This window comes from Streptomyces sp. NPDC050504 (genome assembly GCF_044458065.1).
In the GTDB taxonomy this organism is placed as follows: Bacteria; Actinomycetota; Actinomycetes; order Streptomycetales; family Streptomycetaceae; genus Streptomyces.
Map to the genome: position 1 here is coordinate 1,353,824 of NZ_JBITHO010000001.1, position 16,718 is coordinate 1,370,541.

12 protein-coding genes and 1 pseudogene are annotated in these 16,718 nt (G+C 70.2%); 9 read left to right on the plus strand and 4 right to left on the minus strand.

The window, feature by feature from the left end; translation table 11 throughout:
• Window positions 1-2,802: pseudogene (locus ACIBNE_RS05645) on the plus strand (hypothetical protein); the annotation flags it as partial.
• 358 nt (window positions 2,803-3,160) lie between these two features.
• On the opposite strand, the gene ACIBNE_RS05650 reads toward ACIBNE_RS05645, so the two are convergent.
• Together ACIBNE_RS05650 and ACIBNE_RS05655 are read right to left on the minus strand one after the other, a co-directional pair.
• Window positions 3,161-3,823, minus strand: coding sequence for a response regulator (locus ACIBNE_RS05650; RefSeq protein ID WP_399269842.1), 663 nt, complete (start codon window positions 3,821-3,823; stop codon window positions 3,161-3,163).
• Window positions 3,798-4,970: a sensor histidine kinase gene (locus ACIBNE_RS05655; RefSeq protein WP_399269844.1), complete on the minus strand. Its 1,173-nt coding sequence runs from the start codon at window positions 4,968-4,970 to the stop codon at window positions 3,798-3,800. The genes ACIBNE_RS05650 and ACIBNE_RS05655 overlap by 26 nt, the downstream gene beginning before the upstream one ends.
• A gap of 175 nt (window positions 4,971-5,145) precedes the next feature.
• Between ACIBNE_RS05655 and ACIBNE_RS05660 the strand changes: the two genes are divergently transcribed.
• Complete coding sequence (locus ACIBNE_RS05660) at window positions 5,146-7,416, plus strand: MMPL family transporter (protein WP_399269846.1); 2,271 nt, start codon at window positions 5,146-5,148, stop codon at window positions 7,414-7,416.
• Window positions 7,417-7,605: 189 nt separating this feature from the next.
• Here the strand turns inward: ACIBNE_RS05660 and ACIBNE_RS05665 are convergent, their stop codons facing one another.
• Window positions 7,606-8,619: a hypothetical protein gene (locus ACIBNE_RS05665; protein ID WP_399269848.1), complete on the minus strand. Its 1,014-nt coding sequence runs from the start codon at window positions 8,617-8,619 to the stop codon at window positions 7,606-7,608.
• 407 nt (window positions 8,620-9,026) lie between these two features.
• Between ACIBNE_RS05665 and ACIBNE_RS05670 the strand changes: the two genes are divergently transcribed.
• Complete coding sequence (locus ACIBNE_RS05670) at window positions 9,027-10,607, plus strand: M4 family metallopeptidase (RefSeq protein WP_399269850.1); 1,581 nt, start codon at window positions 9,027-9,029, stop codon at window positions 10,605-10,607.
• 199 nt (window positions 10,608-10,806) lie between these two features.
• Window positions 10,807-11,403 (plus strand): DUF2165 domain-containing protein, encoded by a 597-nt coding sequence (locus tag ACIBNE_RS05675; RefSeq protein ID WP_399269852.1) that lies wholly within the window; start codon window positions 10,807-10,809, stop codon window positions 11,401-11,403.
• 117 nt (window positions 11,404-11,520) lie between these two features.
• On the opposite strand, the gene ACIBNE_RS05680 is transcribed toward ACIBNE_RS05675, so the two are convergent.
• Window positions 11,521-12,072 (minus strand): DinB family protein, encoded by a 552-nt coding sequence (locus ACIBNE_RS05680; RefSeq protein ID WP_399269854.1) that lies wholly within the window; start codon window positions 12,070-12,072, stop codon window positions 11,521-11,523.
• 213 nt (window positions 12,073-12,285) lie between these two features.
• Here ACIBNE_RS05680 and arr point away from each other — a divergent pair, with 213 nt between their 5' ends.
• The 5 genes from arr (at window position 12,286) to ACIBNE_RS05705 (ending at window position 16,711) form a co-directional block, all read left to right on the plus strand.
• Entirely contained in the window at window positions 12,286-12,696 is a 411-nt protein-coding gene (arr, locus tag ACIBNE_RS05685; protein ID WP_399269856.1) for an NAD(+)--rifampin ADP-ribosyltransferase, read from the plus strand.
• Window positions 12,697-12,867: 171 nt separating this feature from the next.
• Window positions 12,868-14,238: an SMI1/KNR4 family protein gene (locus ACIBNE_RS05690; RefSeq protein WP_399269858.1), complete on the plus strand. Its 1,371-nt coding sequence runs from the start codon at window positions 12,868-12,870 to the stop codon at window positions 14,236-14,238.
• Window positions 14,239-14,549: 311 nt separating this feature from the next.
• Window positions 14,550-15,608 (plus strand): NucA/NucB deoxyribonuclease domain-containing protein, encoded by a 1,059-nt coding sequence (locus ACIBNE_RS05695; RefSeq protein WP_399269860.1) that lies wholly within the window; start codon window positions 14,550-14,552, stop codon window positions 15,606-15,608.
• A gap of 85 nt (window positions 15,609-15,693) precedes the next feature.
• Entirely contained in the window at window positions 15,694-16,293 is a 600-nt protein-coding gene (locus tag ACIBNE_RS05700) for a hypothetical protein (RefSeq protein WP_399269862.1), read from the plus strand.
• A gap of 130 nt (window positions 16,294-16,423) precedes the next feature.
• A complete protein-coding gene (locus ACIBNE_RS05705; RefSeq protein ID WP_399269864.1) occupies window positions 16,424-16,711 on the plus strand; it encodes a hypothetical protein in 288 nt (95 codons plus the stop codon).
• Window positions 16,712-16,718 lie beyond the last annotated feature (7 nt).

Consider the following 16,718-nt stretch of genomic DNA (forward strand, 5'->3'; position numbering starts at 1 on the left):
AAGATGTCGGCGATCGCCTGCCCGGATGAGGCGAAGTCGTTGGCGCCGGGTGCGTCGGTGACCTGTACGGCTACGTACAAGGTCACGCAGGCGGATGTGGATGCGGGCAAGGTCGACAACTCGGCGACGGCGACGGGTACGCCGCCGGGTGGTGGTGACCCGGTCACTTCCGACCCCGACGAGACGACCGTTCCTGCGGACCGCAACCCCGCCCTGACGCTCGTGAAGTCCGCCGACAAGAACGACCTGGTCCTCGGTGAGACGGTTACGTACTCGTTCGTGGTGACCAACACCGGCAACGTCACGATGAGTGACGTGAAGGTCAATGAGGGCAAGTTCAGCGGTTCCGGCGCCATGTCGGCGATCGCCTGCCCGGATGAGGCGAAGTCGTTGGCGCCGGGTGCGTCGGTGACCTGTACGGCTACGTACAAGGTCACGCAGGCGGATGTGGATGCGGGCAAGGTCGACAACTCGGCGACTGCGACGGGCACCCCGCCGGGCGGCGGTGACCCGGTCACTTCCGACCCCGATGAGACGACCGTTCCCTCGGACCCCAAGCCTGCGCTGGAGATCGTGAAGTCTGCCGACAAGGACGAACTGGTCCTCGGTGAGAGCGTCACGTTCTCCTTCAAGGCGACGAACACTGGAAACGTCACCCTCACCGACGTCAAGATCAACGAGGGCAAGTTCACCGGCTCCGGCAAGATGTCGGACATTACGTGTCCGGATGAGGCCAAGTCCATGGCTCCGGGCGCGTCGGTGACCTGCACCGCCACGTACGTGGTCACCCAGGCCGATGTCGACAACGGGAAGATCAGCAACACGGCGACCGCGACGGGCACCCCGCCCGGCGGCGATGACCCCGTTACCTCCGACCCGTCCACGACCGAGGTCCCCTCGGACCCCAAGCCCGCGTTGGAGATCGTGAAGTCTGCCGACATGGACGAACTGGTCCTCGGCGAGAGCGTCACGTACTCCTTCAAGGCGACGAACACCGGCAACGTCACCCTCACCGGCGTCAAGATCAACGAGGGTGAGTTCACCGGCTCGGGCAAGATGTCGGAGATCACCTGCCCGGATGAGGCCAAGTCGCTGGCACCGGGTGGGTCGGTGACCTGTACGGCGACGTACAAGGTCACCCAGGCCGACGTGGACGCGGGCAAGATTGAGAACTCGGCGACTGCGACGGGCATCCCGCCCAGTGGCGGCGACCCGGTTACCTCCGACCCCGACGAGACGACCGTTCCCTCGGATCCCAACCCCGCGCTGGAGATCGTCAAGTCCGCCGACAGGAACGACCTGGTTCTCGGTGAGACCGTCACGTACTCCTTCGTGGTGACCAACACCGGCAACGTCACGATGAGTGACGTGAAGGTCAATGAGGGCGAGTTCACCGGCTCGGGCACCATGTCGGCGATCACCTGCCCGGACAAGGCGAAGTCCTTGGCGCCGGGTGCGTCGGTGACCTGTACGGCGACGTACGAGGTCACGCAGGCCGATGTCGACAACGGGAAGATCACCAACACGGCGACCGCAACCGGTACCCCGCCGGGTGGTGGTGACCCGGTTACCTCCGACCCCGACGAGACGACCGTTCCCTCGGACCCCAAGCCCGCGCTTGAGATCGTGAAGTCCGCCGACAAGGACGAGCTGGTGGCCGGTGAGACTGTCACCTACTCCTTCAAGGTCACGAACACCGGCAACGTCACTCTCACTGACGTCAAGGTCAATGAGGGCGAGTTCACCGGCTCCGGCGCCATGTCGGAGATCACCTGCCCCGACGAGGCCAAGTCGATGGTTCCGGGTGTGTCGGTGACCTGTACGGCGACGTACGAGGTCACGCAGGCCGACGTCGACAACGGGAAGATCACCAACACCGCGACCGCGACGGGCACCCCGCCCGGTGGCGGCGACCCGATCACCTCCGACCCCGACGAGACGACCGTCCCACCGGACCGCAGGCCCGAGCTCAGCATGGTCAAGACCGTCGACAAGCAGGAACTGGAGCTGGGCGGCACTCTCACCTACTTCTTCAAGGTCACCAACACCGGCAACGTCACCATGCGCGACGTCCACCCGGTGGAGGGCGACTTCTCCGGCTCCGGCAGGCTCTCCGAGATCACCTGTCCCGAGGAAGCGAAGTCGATGGCGCCCGGCGCGTCGGTGGTCTGCACCGCCACGTATGAGGTGACGCAGGCCGACGTGGACGCGGGGAAGATCAGTAACACCGCGACCGCGACCGGTGTGCCGCCCGGTTCCGATGAGCCGGTGGTCTCGCCGCCCTCCGAGGCGCAGGTGCCCAGTGACCCGAACCCGGGCATGGCGCTGGAGAAGACGGCGGACACCGAGCGTGCGACCCGCGTGGGGCAAGTGATCACCTACAGCTTCAAGGTGACCAACACCGGCAATGTCAGCCTCACCGACATCAAGGTCAGGGAAGGGGAGTTCAGCGGCAGCGGCAGGCTCAGCCCCATCGTCTGCCCGGACGAGGCCGCCAGCCTGGCCCCGGGTCGGCATGTCACCTGCACCGCCACCTACACCGTGCTGCGGGCCGACCTGACGGGCAAGCCGCTGCGCAACACCGCCACCGCCACCGGCACCCCGCCCGGCGGCGACCCCCTCACCTCCGACCCGTCCACCACCACCGTGGACACCGACACCGTGACACCGCCCCTGACTCCCGGTCCTAAGCTCCCCGAGACCGGCGATGACATCAGCGGCGAAGTGATCGGCACCAGCATCGTGCTCCTCGCCGCTGGCGCCGCTCTCGTCATCACCGCGCAACGCCGCCGCAGGCGATAGGAGAAGGCCGACCACGTCCATCTCAGCGGGGCATCTGCCACTCGGCAGATGCCCCGCTTTGCTGCGTCTACCGCTGCTGCCCCGCTACCGCTGCTGCCCCGCTGCCGCTGCCGCTGCGGCCACGGCTACGGCCTCAAGGGCCGGTTGGCGCCCTGTCACCCGCCGACCGAGGTGTCACGGGATCCGGGTGGATGACCGGCCGTCGGATCCTGCGGACCGGTGGAGGGCCGCGTATGCCGATGGAGGTCGGGCGCGCCGGGTCCGTCTCCGGGGCGGGTGGGGCACGTGGAGCCGACGTGCGACGGCCGGTGCGCTGATGTCCGGGCGGGGGCTCATGGGGCGTGGAGCGGCGCCCGGCTCAGGTTCCGGGGAGGATGCGGCGCGTTTCGTAGGCCCACATCGCGATCTCGACCCGGTTGCGGGCGCCGAGTTTGGCCATCAGGCTGGCCAGGTGCGTCTTCACCGTGCTGAGGCTGATGTGCAGCGCATCGGCGATCTCGGTGTTGGTCAGCCCGCGTGCGACGGCGAGGAGCACCTGCTCCTCGCGGGCGGTGACGGGGGAGACGGGCTGGGCCACGGGCCGGCCGGCGGGCAGATCGGCGAACGCCTGGAGCAGACGGACGGTGACGCTGGGCGCGATGAGCGCCTCACCGTCGGACGCCGACCGTACGGCCTGGGCCAGGAGGTCCGGTCCCGTGTCCTTGAGGAGGAACCCGCGGGCGCCGGCACGCAGCGAGCCGTAGACGTACTCGTCGAGGTCGAACGTGGTGATGACGACCACGGCCAGCGGGTCGGCGACGCCCGGTCCGGCGACCAGCCGGGTGGCCTCAAGGCCGTCGAGTACGGGCATGCGGATGTCGAACAGGCAGACGTCGGGGCGTAGTTCGCGGGCCAGACGTACCGCTTCCAGCCCGTCGGCGGCCTCGCCGACCACCTCGATGCCGGGCTGGGCGTTCAGTATGATCCGCAACCCGGTGCGGATGATCGTCTGGTCGTCAGCGACGAGGACGCGAATGGACACCGCTCTTGCTCCTCGCTCTCGGCAGTTCGGCGTCGACGTGCCAGCCCCGGTCGGCACCCGGGCCGGTTCGTAGTGTGCCGCCGAGCAGCGTCGCGCGCTCGCGAAGTCCGGTGAGTCCGTATCCGTCGCGACCCCGGCCGGTGCGCCGGCCGTCGTCGCGCACGCTCACCCGTACCGTGTGCCGTTCCGCGGCGACCCGGACGACGACCTCGGTCGCGTCGACCGCATGGCGCAGCGCGTTGGTCACCGACTCCTGCACGATCCGGTAGACGGCCGCGTCCACGGCCGGGGGCAGCGCGTCCAGTTCGCCGTCGAGCCCCAGGTCGACCCTGAGACGACCACCCGGAGTGCGCACCAGGCGCTCCAGATCCGCGACTCCGGCAGGGGGCGCCAGCTCGGCGCCGACCCCGCGGTCGCGCAGCGCGGCGACCATGGCGCGCATTTCCTCCAGGGTGCGCGCCCCTTCCTCCTCGACCCCCTCCAACGCCTCGACGGCGGCGGACGGGTCGGTGCCCGCGAGGACCCGGCCCGCCTGGGCGATGATCACCATGGCCGACACGTGGTGGGCCACCGTGTCGTGCAGTTCCCGGGCGAGCTGCTCGCGCTCGCGGGAGCGCAGCTGCTCCAACTGCCGCTCGCGCGCGGTTCCCCGGAACCGCACGGCAGCCCCGACCACGCCGGGCAGCAGCAGGAAGACGAAACCCACGGCGTTCTCGCCGACAGGGGTCTCGTCCGTGATGGAACACAGCGTGCCGACCGTGAGGATCACCGCGCCGCCCAGCACGGTCTCGCGTCCCGATCCCCACCGGGGCAGCGCGTACACCAGCACGAGCACGACCGCGCCGGTGTTCAAGCCGATGGACTCGCGCGATGCGGCGGCGAGCGAGGCCAGCTGAAGCAGGAGCACCGAGCCGAACGCCAGCGTCACCATCGCCAGCGGGCGGGTCCTGCGCCACAGGGGCAGCAGGCACAGCCATACGGCGAACACCACCGCCACCGGCCGCCACACGACGTTCTCGCGCAGGGCGGCCTCCAGTGCCACACCGGCGAGGCCCGCGGCGAGCAGGGCCCAGTCCCGCCGCACCCGGGCGGGCGCGTCGGGCGGCCGGGGTTCGGTCCACAGAGTTCGCAGGTCGTCTCGGAGCACGGTTCTCAGCCTAAGGACAGCGGCGTGCCGCGCATCGGCCGAAAGGACGGGTTGTCGTTCAGCCCCGGGGCCGACGGATCCGCGGCCCGCGGGCCGATGCCGCGGAGCGCCGTGGCGGCGAACCTCGGCGTCGTCGGCCGTACAAGGGCGGCCGACGGGGTCGTTGGAGGAATCGATGCTCTCGAAAGTCCTGGCGCAGCTGGGCGCAGGCGCCGCCCGCCATCCCTGGCGGGTGATCGCGGCCTGGCTGGTCGTCGCCGCGCTCGCCGTCCTCGCCGCGCTCGCCTTCGGCGGGCGGACCGCGGACTCGATGACCGCTCCTGGGCTGGACTCCGCGCGGGCCGCAGAACTGATCGAGCGGGCCGGAACCGGCCAGGAGGGGATGACCGCCCAAGTGGTCGTCACCCCCCTCGAGGACGGTGCGACGTTCTTCGACCACGGCAGCGCGCGCACCGCTCTGACGCGCCTGCCGGCGGAGCTGCGGCGGCTGCCGCACGTGCTCGGCACGAGCGACCCGGCGGGGGCGCTCGACGCGGGCGGGGACACCGCCGTGCGCGGCGGCCTCGTTTCGGCCGACGGGCGGATCGCGGTCGTCCGGGTGCAGTACCCCGACCAGAGCCGGCTGTCGGCCGAAGACCTCGACGCCCTCGTCGAGCTCGGCGACCGGCTGCGCGCCGAACTGCCCCTGCGCATCGAGATGGGCGGGAACCTCTTCTACGCCTTCTCCGACCCCGACGGCGGCGCGAGCGAGCTGATCGGCCTCCTCGCTGCGGCCGCGATCCTGTTCCTGGCGTTCGGTTCGCTCGTCGCCGCCGCGCTGCCGATCGGCATGGCGGTCTTCGGCCTGACCGTCGGGGTCGCCACGATGACGGTACTGGCGGGGGTGACGGAGGTCCCCACGTTCGCACCGGTCCTGGGCAGCATGGTCGGGCTCGGAGTGGGCATCGACTACGCGCTGTTCGTGCTCGCCAGGCACCGGGAGTACCTCGCGTGCGGGCTCGACCCCCAGGCGGCGGCCGGACGAGCGGTGGCAACGGCGGGGCGGCCGGTGGTCTTCGCCGGTTGCACCGTCGTCGTGTCGATCCTCGGCCTGGCGGTCGCGAACGTGCCGTTCATGACGGTGGGCGGGGTTGCCGTCTCGATCGTCGTCCTGACGATGGTGCTCGCGTCGGTGACGCTGCTGCCGGCCTTCCTCGGCGCGGCGGGCCCGCGCCTGGCCCGATCCGGCCGGATCGGCCGGATCGGCCGGGCTCTGCGGCCCGGGAAGCCGGGCCGACTCGCCCGGCGGCGAGACCTGGCGGCGGTCGTCGCCCGCTCCGCCGGGTGGCGTCGCTGGATCGGGCACGTCAGCCGCCACCCGGTGTCGTACGCGGTCGGCGCGGCGGGGCTGCTGCTGACCGCGACGCTGCCCGTGCTCGGCCTGCGCGTCGGCCTGCCCGACGACGGCTCACTGCCTCAGAGCCGTACCGAGCGCCGGGCCTACGACCTCGTCGCCGAGGGGTTCGGTCCGGGAACCAACGGTCCCCTCGTCATCGCCGCTGACCCCACCGGTGATCCGGGAGTGCTGGACCGGCTCGTCGGGGCGGTCGCGGCGGATCCGGGCATCGCGTCCATCGCGCCGGCGCACGTCGATCGGGCCAGCGGCATCGCTACCCTCGTGGCGTTCCCGACCACCAGTCCTCAGGACAAGGCCACGGCCGACACCGTCGCCCGGCTGCGCGCCGAGGTGCTGCCCGCGGCGGTCGGGCACGGTCCGGCCAGGGCGCACGTCGGCGGGGCCGCCGCGAGCCTGTCCGACGTGGGCCGACGCACCAGCGAACGTCTGCCGGCGTTCGTCGCCGCCGTGCTGGCGATGTCGTTCCTGCTGCTGACGCTGGTCTTCCGCTCGGTCGTCGTACCGCTCAAGGCGGTGCTGCTGAACCTGCTGAGCATCGGCGCGTCCTACGGCATCATGGTCGCGGTCTTCCAGTGGGGCTGGGGAGGCGCGCTCATCGGGCTGGAGGCGACGGTTCCGATCGTGTCGTTCATCCCGATGTTCCTCTTCGCCATCCTGTTCGGCCTGTCGATGGACTACGAGGTGTTCCTGCTCTCGCGCGTGCGCGAGGAGTACGAGCGCACCGGCGACAACGGCACGGCGATCGTCGAGGGCGTCTCGGGCACCGCCCGTATCATCACGTCGGCCGCCCTCATCATGGTGGCGGTCTTCCTGTCCTTCGCCGTCGCCGATGACCCCTCCACCAAGATGTTCGGGCTCGGCCTGGCCACCGCGATCTTCATCGACGCGACGGTCGTACGCATGGTGCTGGTACCGGCGACCATGACGCTCCTCGGCCGGACCAACTGGTGGCTGCCGAAGTGGCTGGAGCGGATGCTTCCCCGCGGCCCGGTCGGCTCCGACGCGCAATCCACGGGTGGGGACCCGCGGCCGAGGCTGGTCGACCGCTGACCCAACTCCTGGCCGCCCTTGGCGCACTCCTGCCCGCCCTTGGCGATCGGCACCACACCGTGTCACGGGTCGCCGGTCCTGGCGACGGGCTGACGGGCACGCTGCTCGACAGCCCGTACGGCATCAACAGGGCGTTCCGCAGGGCCAGATGGCCCCAGCGCGGTCCGACGGGGGTGTCGAAGAGCGTCTTCACGGAGTGCGCCGCCGCAGGAAGGAGGCGACGCCGCAGGCGAGCAGGAACCCGGCGATCATGGACACGGCGTAGGTCAGGATCATCAGCGTGGGAGGCTGCTTGGCGGGGTCGTCCTGGGGGACCAGCCCGGCGAACAGCATCCAGGCGCCCCAGCAGCCCACGGCCCCTGAGCCCGCCCAGGCGGCGGCGAGCGGCACCTTCACCGGGAGCCGGGTGAACGTCGCGGTGCGGGGCGCGAAGACGAGCAGCAGCATGCCCGCGACGGCGACGGCCGTAGTGGCGGCGCTGAGGGACTCAAGTGCGGTGAAGTCGCTGGTGCGTTCATCGATCCGCTGCTGCGGCAGCCCGGTGGTCGAGCCCGCTGCCCACATCAGGTGCACCGTGACGGGCACCAGTGCGAGCAGGGCGCCCGCGACGGAGGCCATGCGCGCCGCACGGCCGCAGGCGTCGTGTGGCAGACCGCCCACGCGCCCCCGCCAGACGTGGCCCCAGCGCTCCCGCGCGTACCGCACGAACAGGATGCCCAGGGCGAGGCCCTGGACGATGAAGCCGCCGTAGACGATGCCGAAGACCCAGTCCTTGAGGAAGGAGTCGCCGCTCGACGACGACTTCTCGCCCGACCCCGTGAAGAGGCCGACCGCCAACTGCAGCGGGAAGCCCGTCATGATCGGTGTCAGCAGCCCGGTCGCCGCCCACATGGGGAACACGAGCAGGGGCGAGGGCACGCGACGGCCCCAGGCCCGGGTGAGCATCAGGGCGAGCACGATGACGGCGGCGTCCATCAGCACGGTCAGCGCGTTGACGCTGATCATCAGCGCCCGGTTGTCCTCGTCGAGGAGCGAGCTACCACTGGGTATCCCGATGCTGCTGCCCGCGATCCAGGCGACCTTGAGCGAGAGGTACGGGAGGCAGGAGACGACGGCGACGGCGCGCAGCACCCGGGACGCCCGGCCGGGATCGGGGAGCCGGGCGGGGGCGGAGGAGGGAGCGGGATGCGAGGTCTGGGTCATGTCCCCAGGCTTCCAGCGGCGTACTTTCGGCACCTCCTGCGCGGCTCCTATCCGCATCCGCCGCGTGGCGGAGGCGACTCGTACCTCCAGGGAAGGAAGCCGCGCCCGGCCGGGCGGACACGAGTCCGGAAGAGCTCGTGGCGCTGGGCTGCTCGGTGCTCAGGGAGCAGACGGACATCCACCGCACGACGCCGCGTCCTACGAGTCCTTCCGGTGGGGCAGCGCGTCAGGTCGGGTGGACCTGCTGTGCCGTTGGGGTGACCGTTCCGATGGCGTGAGCAGGTTTCGGGCGGGGCGGACACGAGGATGCGCGCGGGCGCAGGTCTTGCGCCCGTTCGTTCTGAGGAGTCCTCGTGAAGCATCCGTTGTCGTCCGTCGTTCGCCGTGGAAGCCGGAGGCGGGGGCGGTTGCTCGCCGGGGCTCTGGCCGTGATCGCGGCGGCGGGTGCGACCACCGTCCAGTCGGGGCCCGCCGTTGCCGAGCCGCCGCCTTCGGTGGAGCCCGTCGAGGGGGCTTTGCCGTTCCCGGTGTCACCGCGGGAGCACGCGAAGCTGCTCAAGGACGCCGCGGACACGGTGGGTGCCACGGCGCAGGCGCTCCGGCTGGGGGCGAAGGAGGTCCTGCACGTCGCCGGAGTGACGAAGGACCGCGACGGCACGCTCCACGTGCGTTACAACCGCAGGTACAAGGGGCTGCCGGTACTCGGTGGCGACCTCGTCGTCCACCGGAGCCCGAAGGGCGTGCTGACGGACACCCGACCCGTCGGCGTCGGCCCGTTGGACATTCCGTCCACGGTGCCGCTGGTCTCCGCGCCGCAGGCCAGGAGAGCGAGCGGCGCCAAGACCAGTCCGAGTCTCGTGGTGTGGGCAGCGGCCACGAAATGGGCGCTGGCCTGGGAGTCGGTCGTCGAGGGGACGCAGGAGGACGGCACGCCGAGCGAGCGGCACATCGTGACCGATGCGACCACGGGCGGGCGTCTGCACGAGTACGAGGCCGTGCGCACGGGCACCGGCCAGGGCCAGTACAACGGCCGGGTGGCCCTCGGCACGAACGCGCGCCTGGACCGCTACGAGATGAACGACCTGAGCCGTGGCGGCCACCGCACGTACGACATGCGCAACCAGAGCACGGGCCAGGGGACCCTGCTCACCGATGACGACGACATCTGGGGCAACGGCCTGCCCGGCAACCGGCAGACCGCCGCGGTCGACGCCCACTACGGCGCGGCCACGAGCTGGGACTACTTCAAGCAGCGGCTGGGCCGCAGAGGCATCCGCGGCGACGGCGTCGGCGCCTACAGCCGGGTCCACGCGGGGAACAACTACAGAAACGCATTCTGGTACAACAACTGCTTCTGCATGACCTACGGCGACGGAGCGGGCAACGTCAAGCCGCTCACCCAACTGGACGTGGCCGCCCACGAGATGACCCACGGCGTCACCTTCGCCACCGCCGGACTCCAGTACGCCCGTGAGGCCGGTGCCCTGAACGAGGCCACCAGCGACATCTTCGGCACCGCCGTCGAGTTCTACAACAACAGCTCCCGCGACGTGCCCGACTACTTCCTGGGCGAGCTGATCGACCTCAACGGCAACGGCACCCCGCTGCGCTACATGCACCGGCCCTCCACCGACGGAAAGTCCCCCGACTACTGGTACCCGGGCATCGGCGACATCGACGTCCACCACTCCTCCGGACCGGCCAACCACTTCTTCTACCTCCTGGCCGAAGGCAGCGGCCGCAAGACCGTCAACGGCATCGTCTACGACAGTCCCACCGTCGACGGTCGGCCCGTTCCCGGAATCGGCCGGGTCAACGCGGAGTACATCTGGTACCGGGCCCTGACCTCGTACATGACCTCCACCACCGACTACGCCGGTGCCCGCCGCGCCACCCTCCGGGCTGCCGCCGACCTCTTCGGCGGCCAGAACACGTATGCCTACCGGGTCGTCGCGGCGACCTGGGACGCGGTCAACGTGAGGGTCTGATCCGAAGCGGGGGCACCGGCCGTGCGGACCGCGTCCGGACGCGGGTTCGGGCGCTGGCCCAGGGGGGGGCGGCCATCCGCGGGAGTCGGATCGCGGACGCGTGTGTTCCCGGCGCGTTGGCGCGGGCGGGCAAGTGGGGAAGGGACGGTATGACGCGCGCGGGCCACGTGCCCGCGGGACGACGAGGGAGGGCACATCCATGGCACAGCCCCACCGGCCGACCGGTACCGACTCCGACGCCCGTTCCCCGGGCACCGCCCGGACCACCCGGCGGAACCGGCTCCTGCGGCTGGGCGCGCTGCCCGTCGCGGCGACCGCGCTGACGGCGACCGTCGCGCTCTACATGACCCTGGTCGCCTTCGGGAACATCACCGACTTCGGTACCAACCAACAGTTCGTCCAGCACGTCCTGAGCATGGACACCACCTTCAAGGACCCCGACCTGATGTGGCGTGCGGTCGAATCCTCCGCTCTCCAGAACGCGGCCTACGTCGCCGTCATCGTCTGGGAGTCACTGGCCGCGGTGGTACTCCTCGCCGCCACCTGGTTCTGGGTCACGGGGCTGCGCCGCGACGCGTACGAGCGCGCCCGTGCGGCGAGCACGGTAGGACTGGTGATGGTGCTGCTGCTCTTCGGCGTGGGCTTCCTCGTGATCGGCGGCGAGTGGTTCGCCATGTGGCAGTCGTCCGACTGGAACGGCCTGGACGCCGCGGCCCGCAACGTGGCGCTGGCCGCCTTCACGCTCCTCGTGGTGCATCTGCCCGGTGTTCGCCGGGCACACGCCGACGAGATTTGACGCGCCCTGTGGCGTACGGGGGCCGGTCCTGAGGCGCGCGAACGGGCGGCCACCACCTGCTCGGGGGAGGTGGGGCGGTCATCCCGGACGGCCACTACGCGGCACGGGCCCCTCGGTTCAGCTCGGCGGGTCTTCGCCCGTGAGACCGTCGACGGATTCACGGATGAGGTCGGCGTGGCCGGCGTGGCGGGCGTACTCCTCGACGAGGTCGAGGAGTACGCGGCGGAGGTTGGGGCGTTCCCCGCTACGGGTGGTGTACGCACCGAGCTGGTCGAGCCCGCCCTTGCTGAGGGCCTCGTCCACGATGGCACGGGAGCGGGCGACCGATTCCTGCCAGAGCGCCCGCAGTTGCTCCGGGGTGTCCTGCGCGGCAGATCGGTAGTCCCAGTCGGGTGTGCTGTCCCAGTCGACCGTGTCCCACGGTGCGCCGACGGGGGAGCCGAGCCACAGCCGGGCGAAGTGGCTGTCCTCCACGTGCGCCAGGTGCTTGAGGAGACCGCCCAGCGTGATGGCGGACGTGCCGAGCGTGGCGCGCAGGCCGGGGGCGTCCAGGCCGGAGCACTTCCACGCCAGCGTGGCGCGCTGGCGTTCGAGGGCGCCGAGAACGGCTGCGGCCTCGGTGCCTGCGAGGGGCGGTTCCGGCCATGCCTCGGCCGTGGTTCCGGTCATGGTCGCAGACCATAGCGAACGGGGGTGTCACTACCGAGTCCTGGGTGCGGGTCCGCGCGCTCGCTCCGGGCCGTCTGAAGCTTCCCGACGCCGATGGCCACCGGTTCCGTACGGCCCTGGAGCATTACCTCGCGCTGAATGATCGTTCTGGAAACGGGTGTGCGCCGGGTGTTTCCCGCCGAGGCGCCGTGGCTCGGATCGTAGGCTGTGGTGATGAGCGAAACGCTGGACACGGGGCCGTTCTTCCACGGCACGAAGGCCGATCTGGAGGTCGGGGACCTACTCACCGCGGGCTTCCGCTCCAACTACCGGCCGGAGATCGTCATGAACCACATCTACTTCACGGCTCTTCGCGACGGTGCCGGCCTCGCTGCCGAGCTCGCCGCAGGAGACGGCGCGCCGCGGGTGTACCTCGTCGAGCCGACCGGGGAGTTCGAGAACGACCCGAACGTCACCGACAAGAAGTTCCCCGGTAACCCCACCCGCTCCTATCGCAGCAAGCAACCGCTCCGCGTCCTCGGGGAGGTCGACGACTGGACGCGGCTGACACCCGAGGCGCTTCAGCTCTGGCGGGAGCGTCTCGCCGCGATCCTCGCGGACGAGCGGGGCGAGATCATCAACTAGGGTCCGTCACTGGGCCCTCGACGTAGGCCGACAGCCACACCGAGGGGCAGACACAACGCAGACGGCCACGTGCGCGAGTGCGGGGTGCTCAGGTGAACGGCACCGGTGACACCTCCGCATTCATCCATCACCATTCATCAATCACCGAACACATGGTCAGGAGACCCGCACGTGACCGCGCTTCATGACTTCACCACCTGGCAACCCCTGCTACGCCTGTTGTGCGCCGCCCACACGGAAACGCTCACCGCACCCGGCGGGCATGTGGCGGGGCAGATCAGTCCCGGAGCATGGAGCGTTCCGCTGCCGTACCGGCCTCCGGAGCCGGGGCGTGCCTCGCAGGTCTCCGACAATCAGGAGCAGTTCGACGCCGTGGGCCGGATCGTCGAAGCTCTCAAGGAGGACGGGAGCGACGGTGTCTCCTTCGTAGCGGAGGCGTCTTCTGCTCCCAGCGGTATCCGGCTGCACCTGATCAGACTGGGCTCTTCGGCGGAGCCGGGAGTCGCGACCGCGCACCCGGGCACGCTTCTTCTCGCGGACGGGGCACTGCCCGAGCCGGTGCGCCGCCTGCCCGAGCGGGTGCCGGGCGCAGTGCCCGCTCCGTCCGCGGACGTGGAACTGCTCCAGCGCGCTCTTCGCGAGCGGCTCCCGAACGCGGTGGGCGCGTCCGAGGAGGAGATCGCAGAGGCCGAGGCGCATCTGGGCGTGCCGCTGCCCGCCGAGTTGAGGGCGCTGTACCAGGTCGTCCGGGGCCGGCACGAGGACTGGGACGACTACCAGGAGCCGTACGACGCCGTCGGCTGCGAGCTCTTTCCTCTCGGCGAGGTGTACGTCGCCGACGCGGCTTCCCGGCACGTACTGTGGAAGTTCGGCGCCATGGAGGCGGTCGAGACGGGGCCGGAAGACGCGGTGCAGGGGCTCGTCGGCTCGCCGGGCTGGATCGTCTTCGGTGACAACGGCGGCGGAGACCGGATCGCCATCGACCTCACACCAGGTCCTGACGGGCACGTCGGGCAGGTGATCATCATCAGTCACGAGGAGAACGTCGGTGCCGGGCTGGTCGCCGACTCCCTCACCGATCTGGTTGTTCACCGCCACTTCGACGGCCGACCGCTCAGACGGTCCGAACGGCCGCCGCTCGTCGCCCACGTCAATCGCGCCTCTGTTCCGAGCGTCGAGGCTGCCGCCCACCCTGGCCTGGAGGTCCTCAGCCTCGGGGTCTGGGAGGAGGCGCCTCTCAGCCTCGCTCCCGTCTTCGACCTGCCGCGTCTTCGGACGCTCTCCGCCTATCCGGGTACTCTCGCCGATCCCTGTGAGATAGCCCGGCTCACGCACCTTGAGTACCTGGAACTCCCGCCCGGAGAGTGGCGCGTCCTCCTCGACGCGGGGGCTGTACCCTCCGGGCTTCTCGCCGCAGGCATCGAGGCCCACCGCCAGCGGGACAACCCGTTGCGGACCATCGCCCTCGCCGACGAGATCCTCGCCCTGTACGGTCGGCCGCCGATCGCCGACATCACGGTGCTGGAGGGAGCGATCCCATAAACAGGGGGAACCATCGGCCAGGACCTGCTGGCGGTGGTAGCCCAGTGCGAGAAGGCGGGCGCGCGGGTCTCAACCTCCGGTGAGGCGACAACCTTGGTGCCCGGCCCCCTGGCCGGTGTGTGATGTGATCGGCCGAGTCGTACGGCAGCCTCCGTGCTGGGCATGCGCCCAGAACCTGTGCCCTTTGAATCCGATCGAATTTCCGTGCGATCTTCGTGCTTTCTGTGTTTGGATGGCATCAACGCGCTTCGGGGGGACGCGAGTTGAATTGCTGTGCCTCCTGTTGCGTTCCACGACACCGGGGGTACATCTTGAAGCTGATCAATCTGTTCGCGGGGGCCGCTGGACTCGGGCTGCTGGCATCGGGGATCGCGCCGACGGCCATGGCCAGCCAGCCGGGCGCCACCGAGCTGCGCGTCACCGTCACCACACCCACCATCGGGACGGCGCCCGCGCCCCAGGCGCGTACGGCCTTCAGTCCGGCGGCGCCGGCGACCTGTACGATCAACCGGATCACGGTCAACCGGTTCAGCCAGTGCGAGTGGGTCGCCATCCACCTCGACGTCGTCCAGATCGTCAACGGGCGCCCCGTCCTGCGGGGTACTGCGGACTTCGACGTCAAGCACCGGATGACGCTGAAGACGAACTCCGCGAACTGGAGCGAGACGTTCACCGTCTCCAAGGCCAGGACCACCGGCCAAGGCCGGGGCGTACGCGTCAACGTCGCCGCCAAGTCCGGCGCCGGGACCCGGGCCACGGTCTCCTTCCCGCAGGGCCACTCCCTGGACAGCGCGGCCACCGGCTCGGTCGGCTACAAGACCACCATCGCTCCCAAGAAGGTCCTCGCCAAGGCGAAGACCACCTACAGCCTCGCCCTCACGAAGGCCGGCTACAGCCCCGCCAAGGTCTCCTACGCCTCGGCCGCCTACCGCTGCGACAACTACTTCGGCAGCACCCGCACCAACCGCTCCGGCTGTGCCATCCCCGAGGTGCCCACCGCGGTGAGCATGGTCGGCCTGGCCCGCATATCCGAGGGCATACGCAACCTGCGCGCCAGGGGCGGCCACTACGGCGACCCGTACGGCAACTACAAGCCCCTGCGCTGGATGACCAACAAGACCAAGGAGACCCAGCACCGGGCCGCGGTGTGCCCGCGCACCGCCCCGGCCGACATGCAGGCCGCCGGCCGCACCTCCTGCGACGAGTACCCCTTCGCCTCCACCTACGAGGGCGGCACCACCCTCGCCGCCGGGCAGCGCTCCATCACCTGGGTCAAGACCCAGGAGAACAAGTCCCAGGGCGGACGGATCACCGCCTGGCGCGGCCAGATGCACGTCATGGACCGCGACCCCTTCTACGTGATCGCCTGAGCGCCGATAAACTCCCGCACGCCACGGTGCCCCGCTCCCGCGACCCGCGGGAGCGGGGCACCCGGCCGTATCCAAGGAGGCTTCCATGCTGGTGCGCGCGTGCTCCTTCACCGTCGACCTCGGTGAGAACGGCTACCTCATCGGCTTCACCGACGACTACGCCTACCCCGCCGAAATGCCCTTCGGCTGGCGCTGCGGCCCGGCCGACGACGCCAACGCCGTCGTCCTGACCACCACGGACACCGGCCCCCTAAACCTGACCGTCCAGATCCACGACGGCCCCCCGCCCCCCGAACCGGCCGGCACCTGGCACGACGTCGAAGAACTCAGCCTCCGCGCCGACCTGTCCTTCGTCTGCGTGGCCACCCTCGACCAGGGCGACATCCCCGATGCCTGGCCCCCGGACGAGGAACCGCTCACCCTGCCCCCCTCCACCGGCGGCGGGGACGGCAACTGGGTGCGCATGCGCCTGTACTGCCACGCCGACGACCCCGAACCCGGCATCGGCGACCACGGCGAACGCCATCTCGTCCAGTTCTGGCACGCTCCCCAAACACCCCCCGTACACCCCGACATCACCGAAGAACACCGACAAGACCGCGCGGCGTACGCCGCCGACCAGGCCCAGCCCGTCGACGCCTACGCCTTCACCTCGTCCGACGTCCACCATGAAGAGCGGCACTGACGCTCCGCGGCGGGGGGTGTTCAGCTCGCTGGCGGCCCCTCGCGGCCCGGCGAGGTCAGGCGGCGCCCACCGCGGGAGGCGGCATCGTAGTCTCCGAGTAACCAGATGGGGGAGCCAGTGGGAGCTGTCCGTGGCTGAATTGAACGCGCGTTTCGACATCGACGTATATGTCGAATTCTACTCATTCGCACTCCAGGAGGAGGACGACCTGGAAGTCTCCGTGCCATTTCCCGATGGACGCGATAATTTTTCCGATCCCCCTTTCCTGACGGCCTTCGAAAAGAGGCTGGACTTTGCGAGCGGCGGCCATACACATGGCGCTGCCTTGCCCTGGGCTGCCGACAGTGAGCAAGAACTTACGAGCGGCGCGGTGCCGTTGCCCGGCATCCTGTTCGGTGTACGGCACGGCGTTGAATAAAGAGGGA

Coding starts and splice junctions, on each gene's coding strand:
- arr (WP_399269856.1), top strand. CDS start 12,286: ATGAGCGAAACGCTGGACACGGGGCCGTTCTTCCACGGCACGAAGGCC.
- ACIBNE_RS05675 (WP_399269852.1), top strand. CDS start 10,807: ATGGCACAGCCCCACCGGCCGACCGGTACCGACTCCGACGCCCGTTCC.
- ACIBNE_RS05660 (WP_399269846.1), top strand. CDS start 5,146: ATGCTCTCGAAAGTCCTGGCGCAGCTGGGCGCAGGCGCCGCCCGCCAT.
- ACIBNE_RS05680 (WP_399269854.1), bottom strand. CDS start 12,072: ATGACCGGAACCACGGCCGAGGCATGGCCGGAACCGCCCCTCGCAGGC.
- ACIBNE_RS05700 (WP_399269862.1), top strand. CDS start 15,694: ATGCTGGTGCGCGCGTGCTCCTTCACCGTCGACCTCGGTGAGAACGGC.
- ACIBNE_RS05665 (WP_399269848.1), bottom strand. CDS start 8,619: ATGACCCAGACCTCGCATCCCGCTCCCTCCTCCGCCCCCGCCCGGCTC.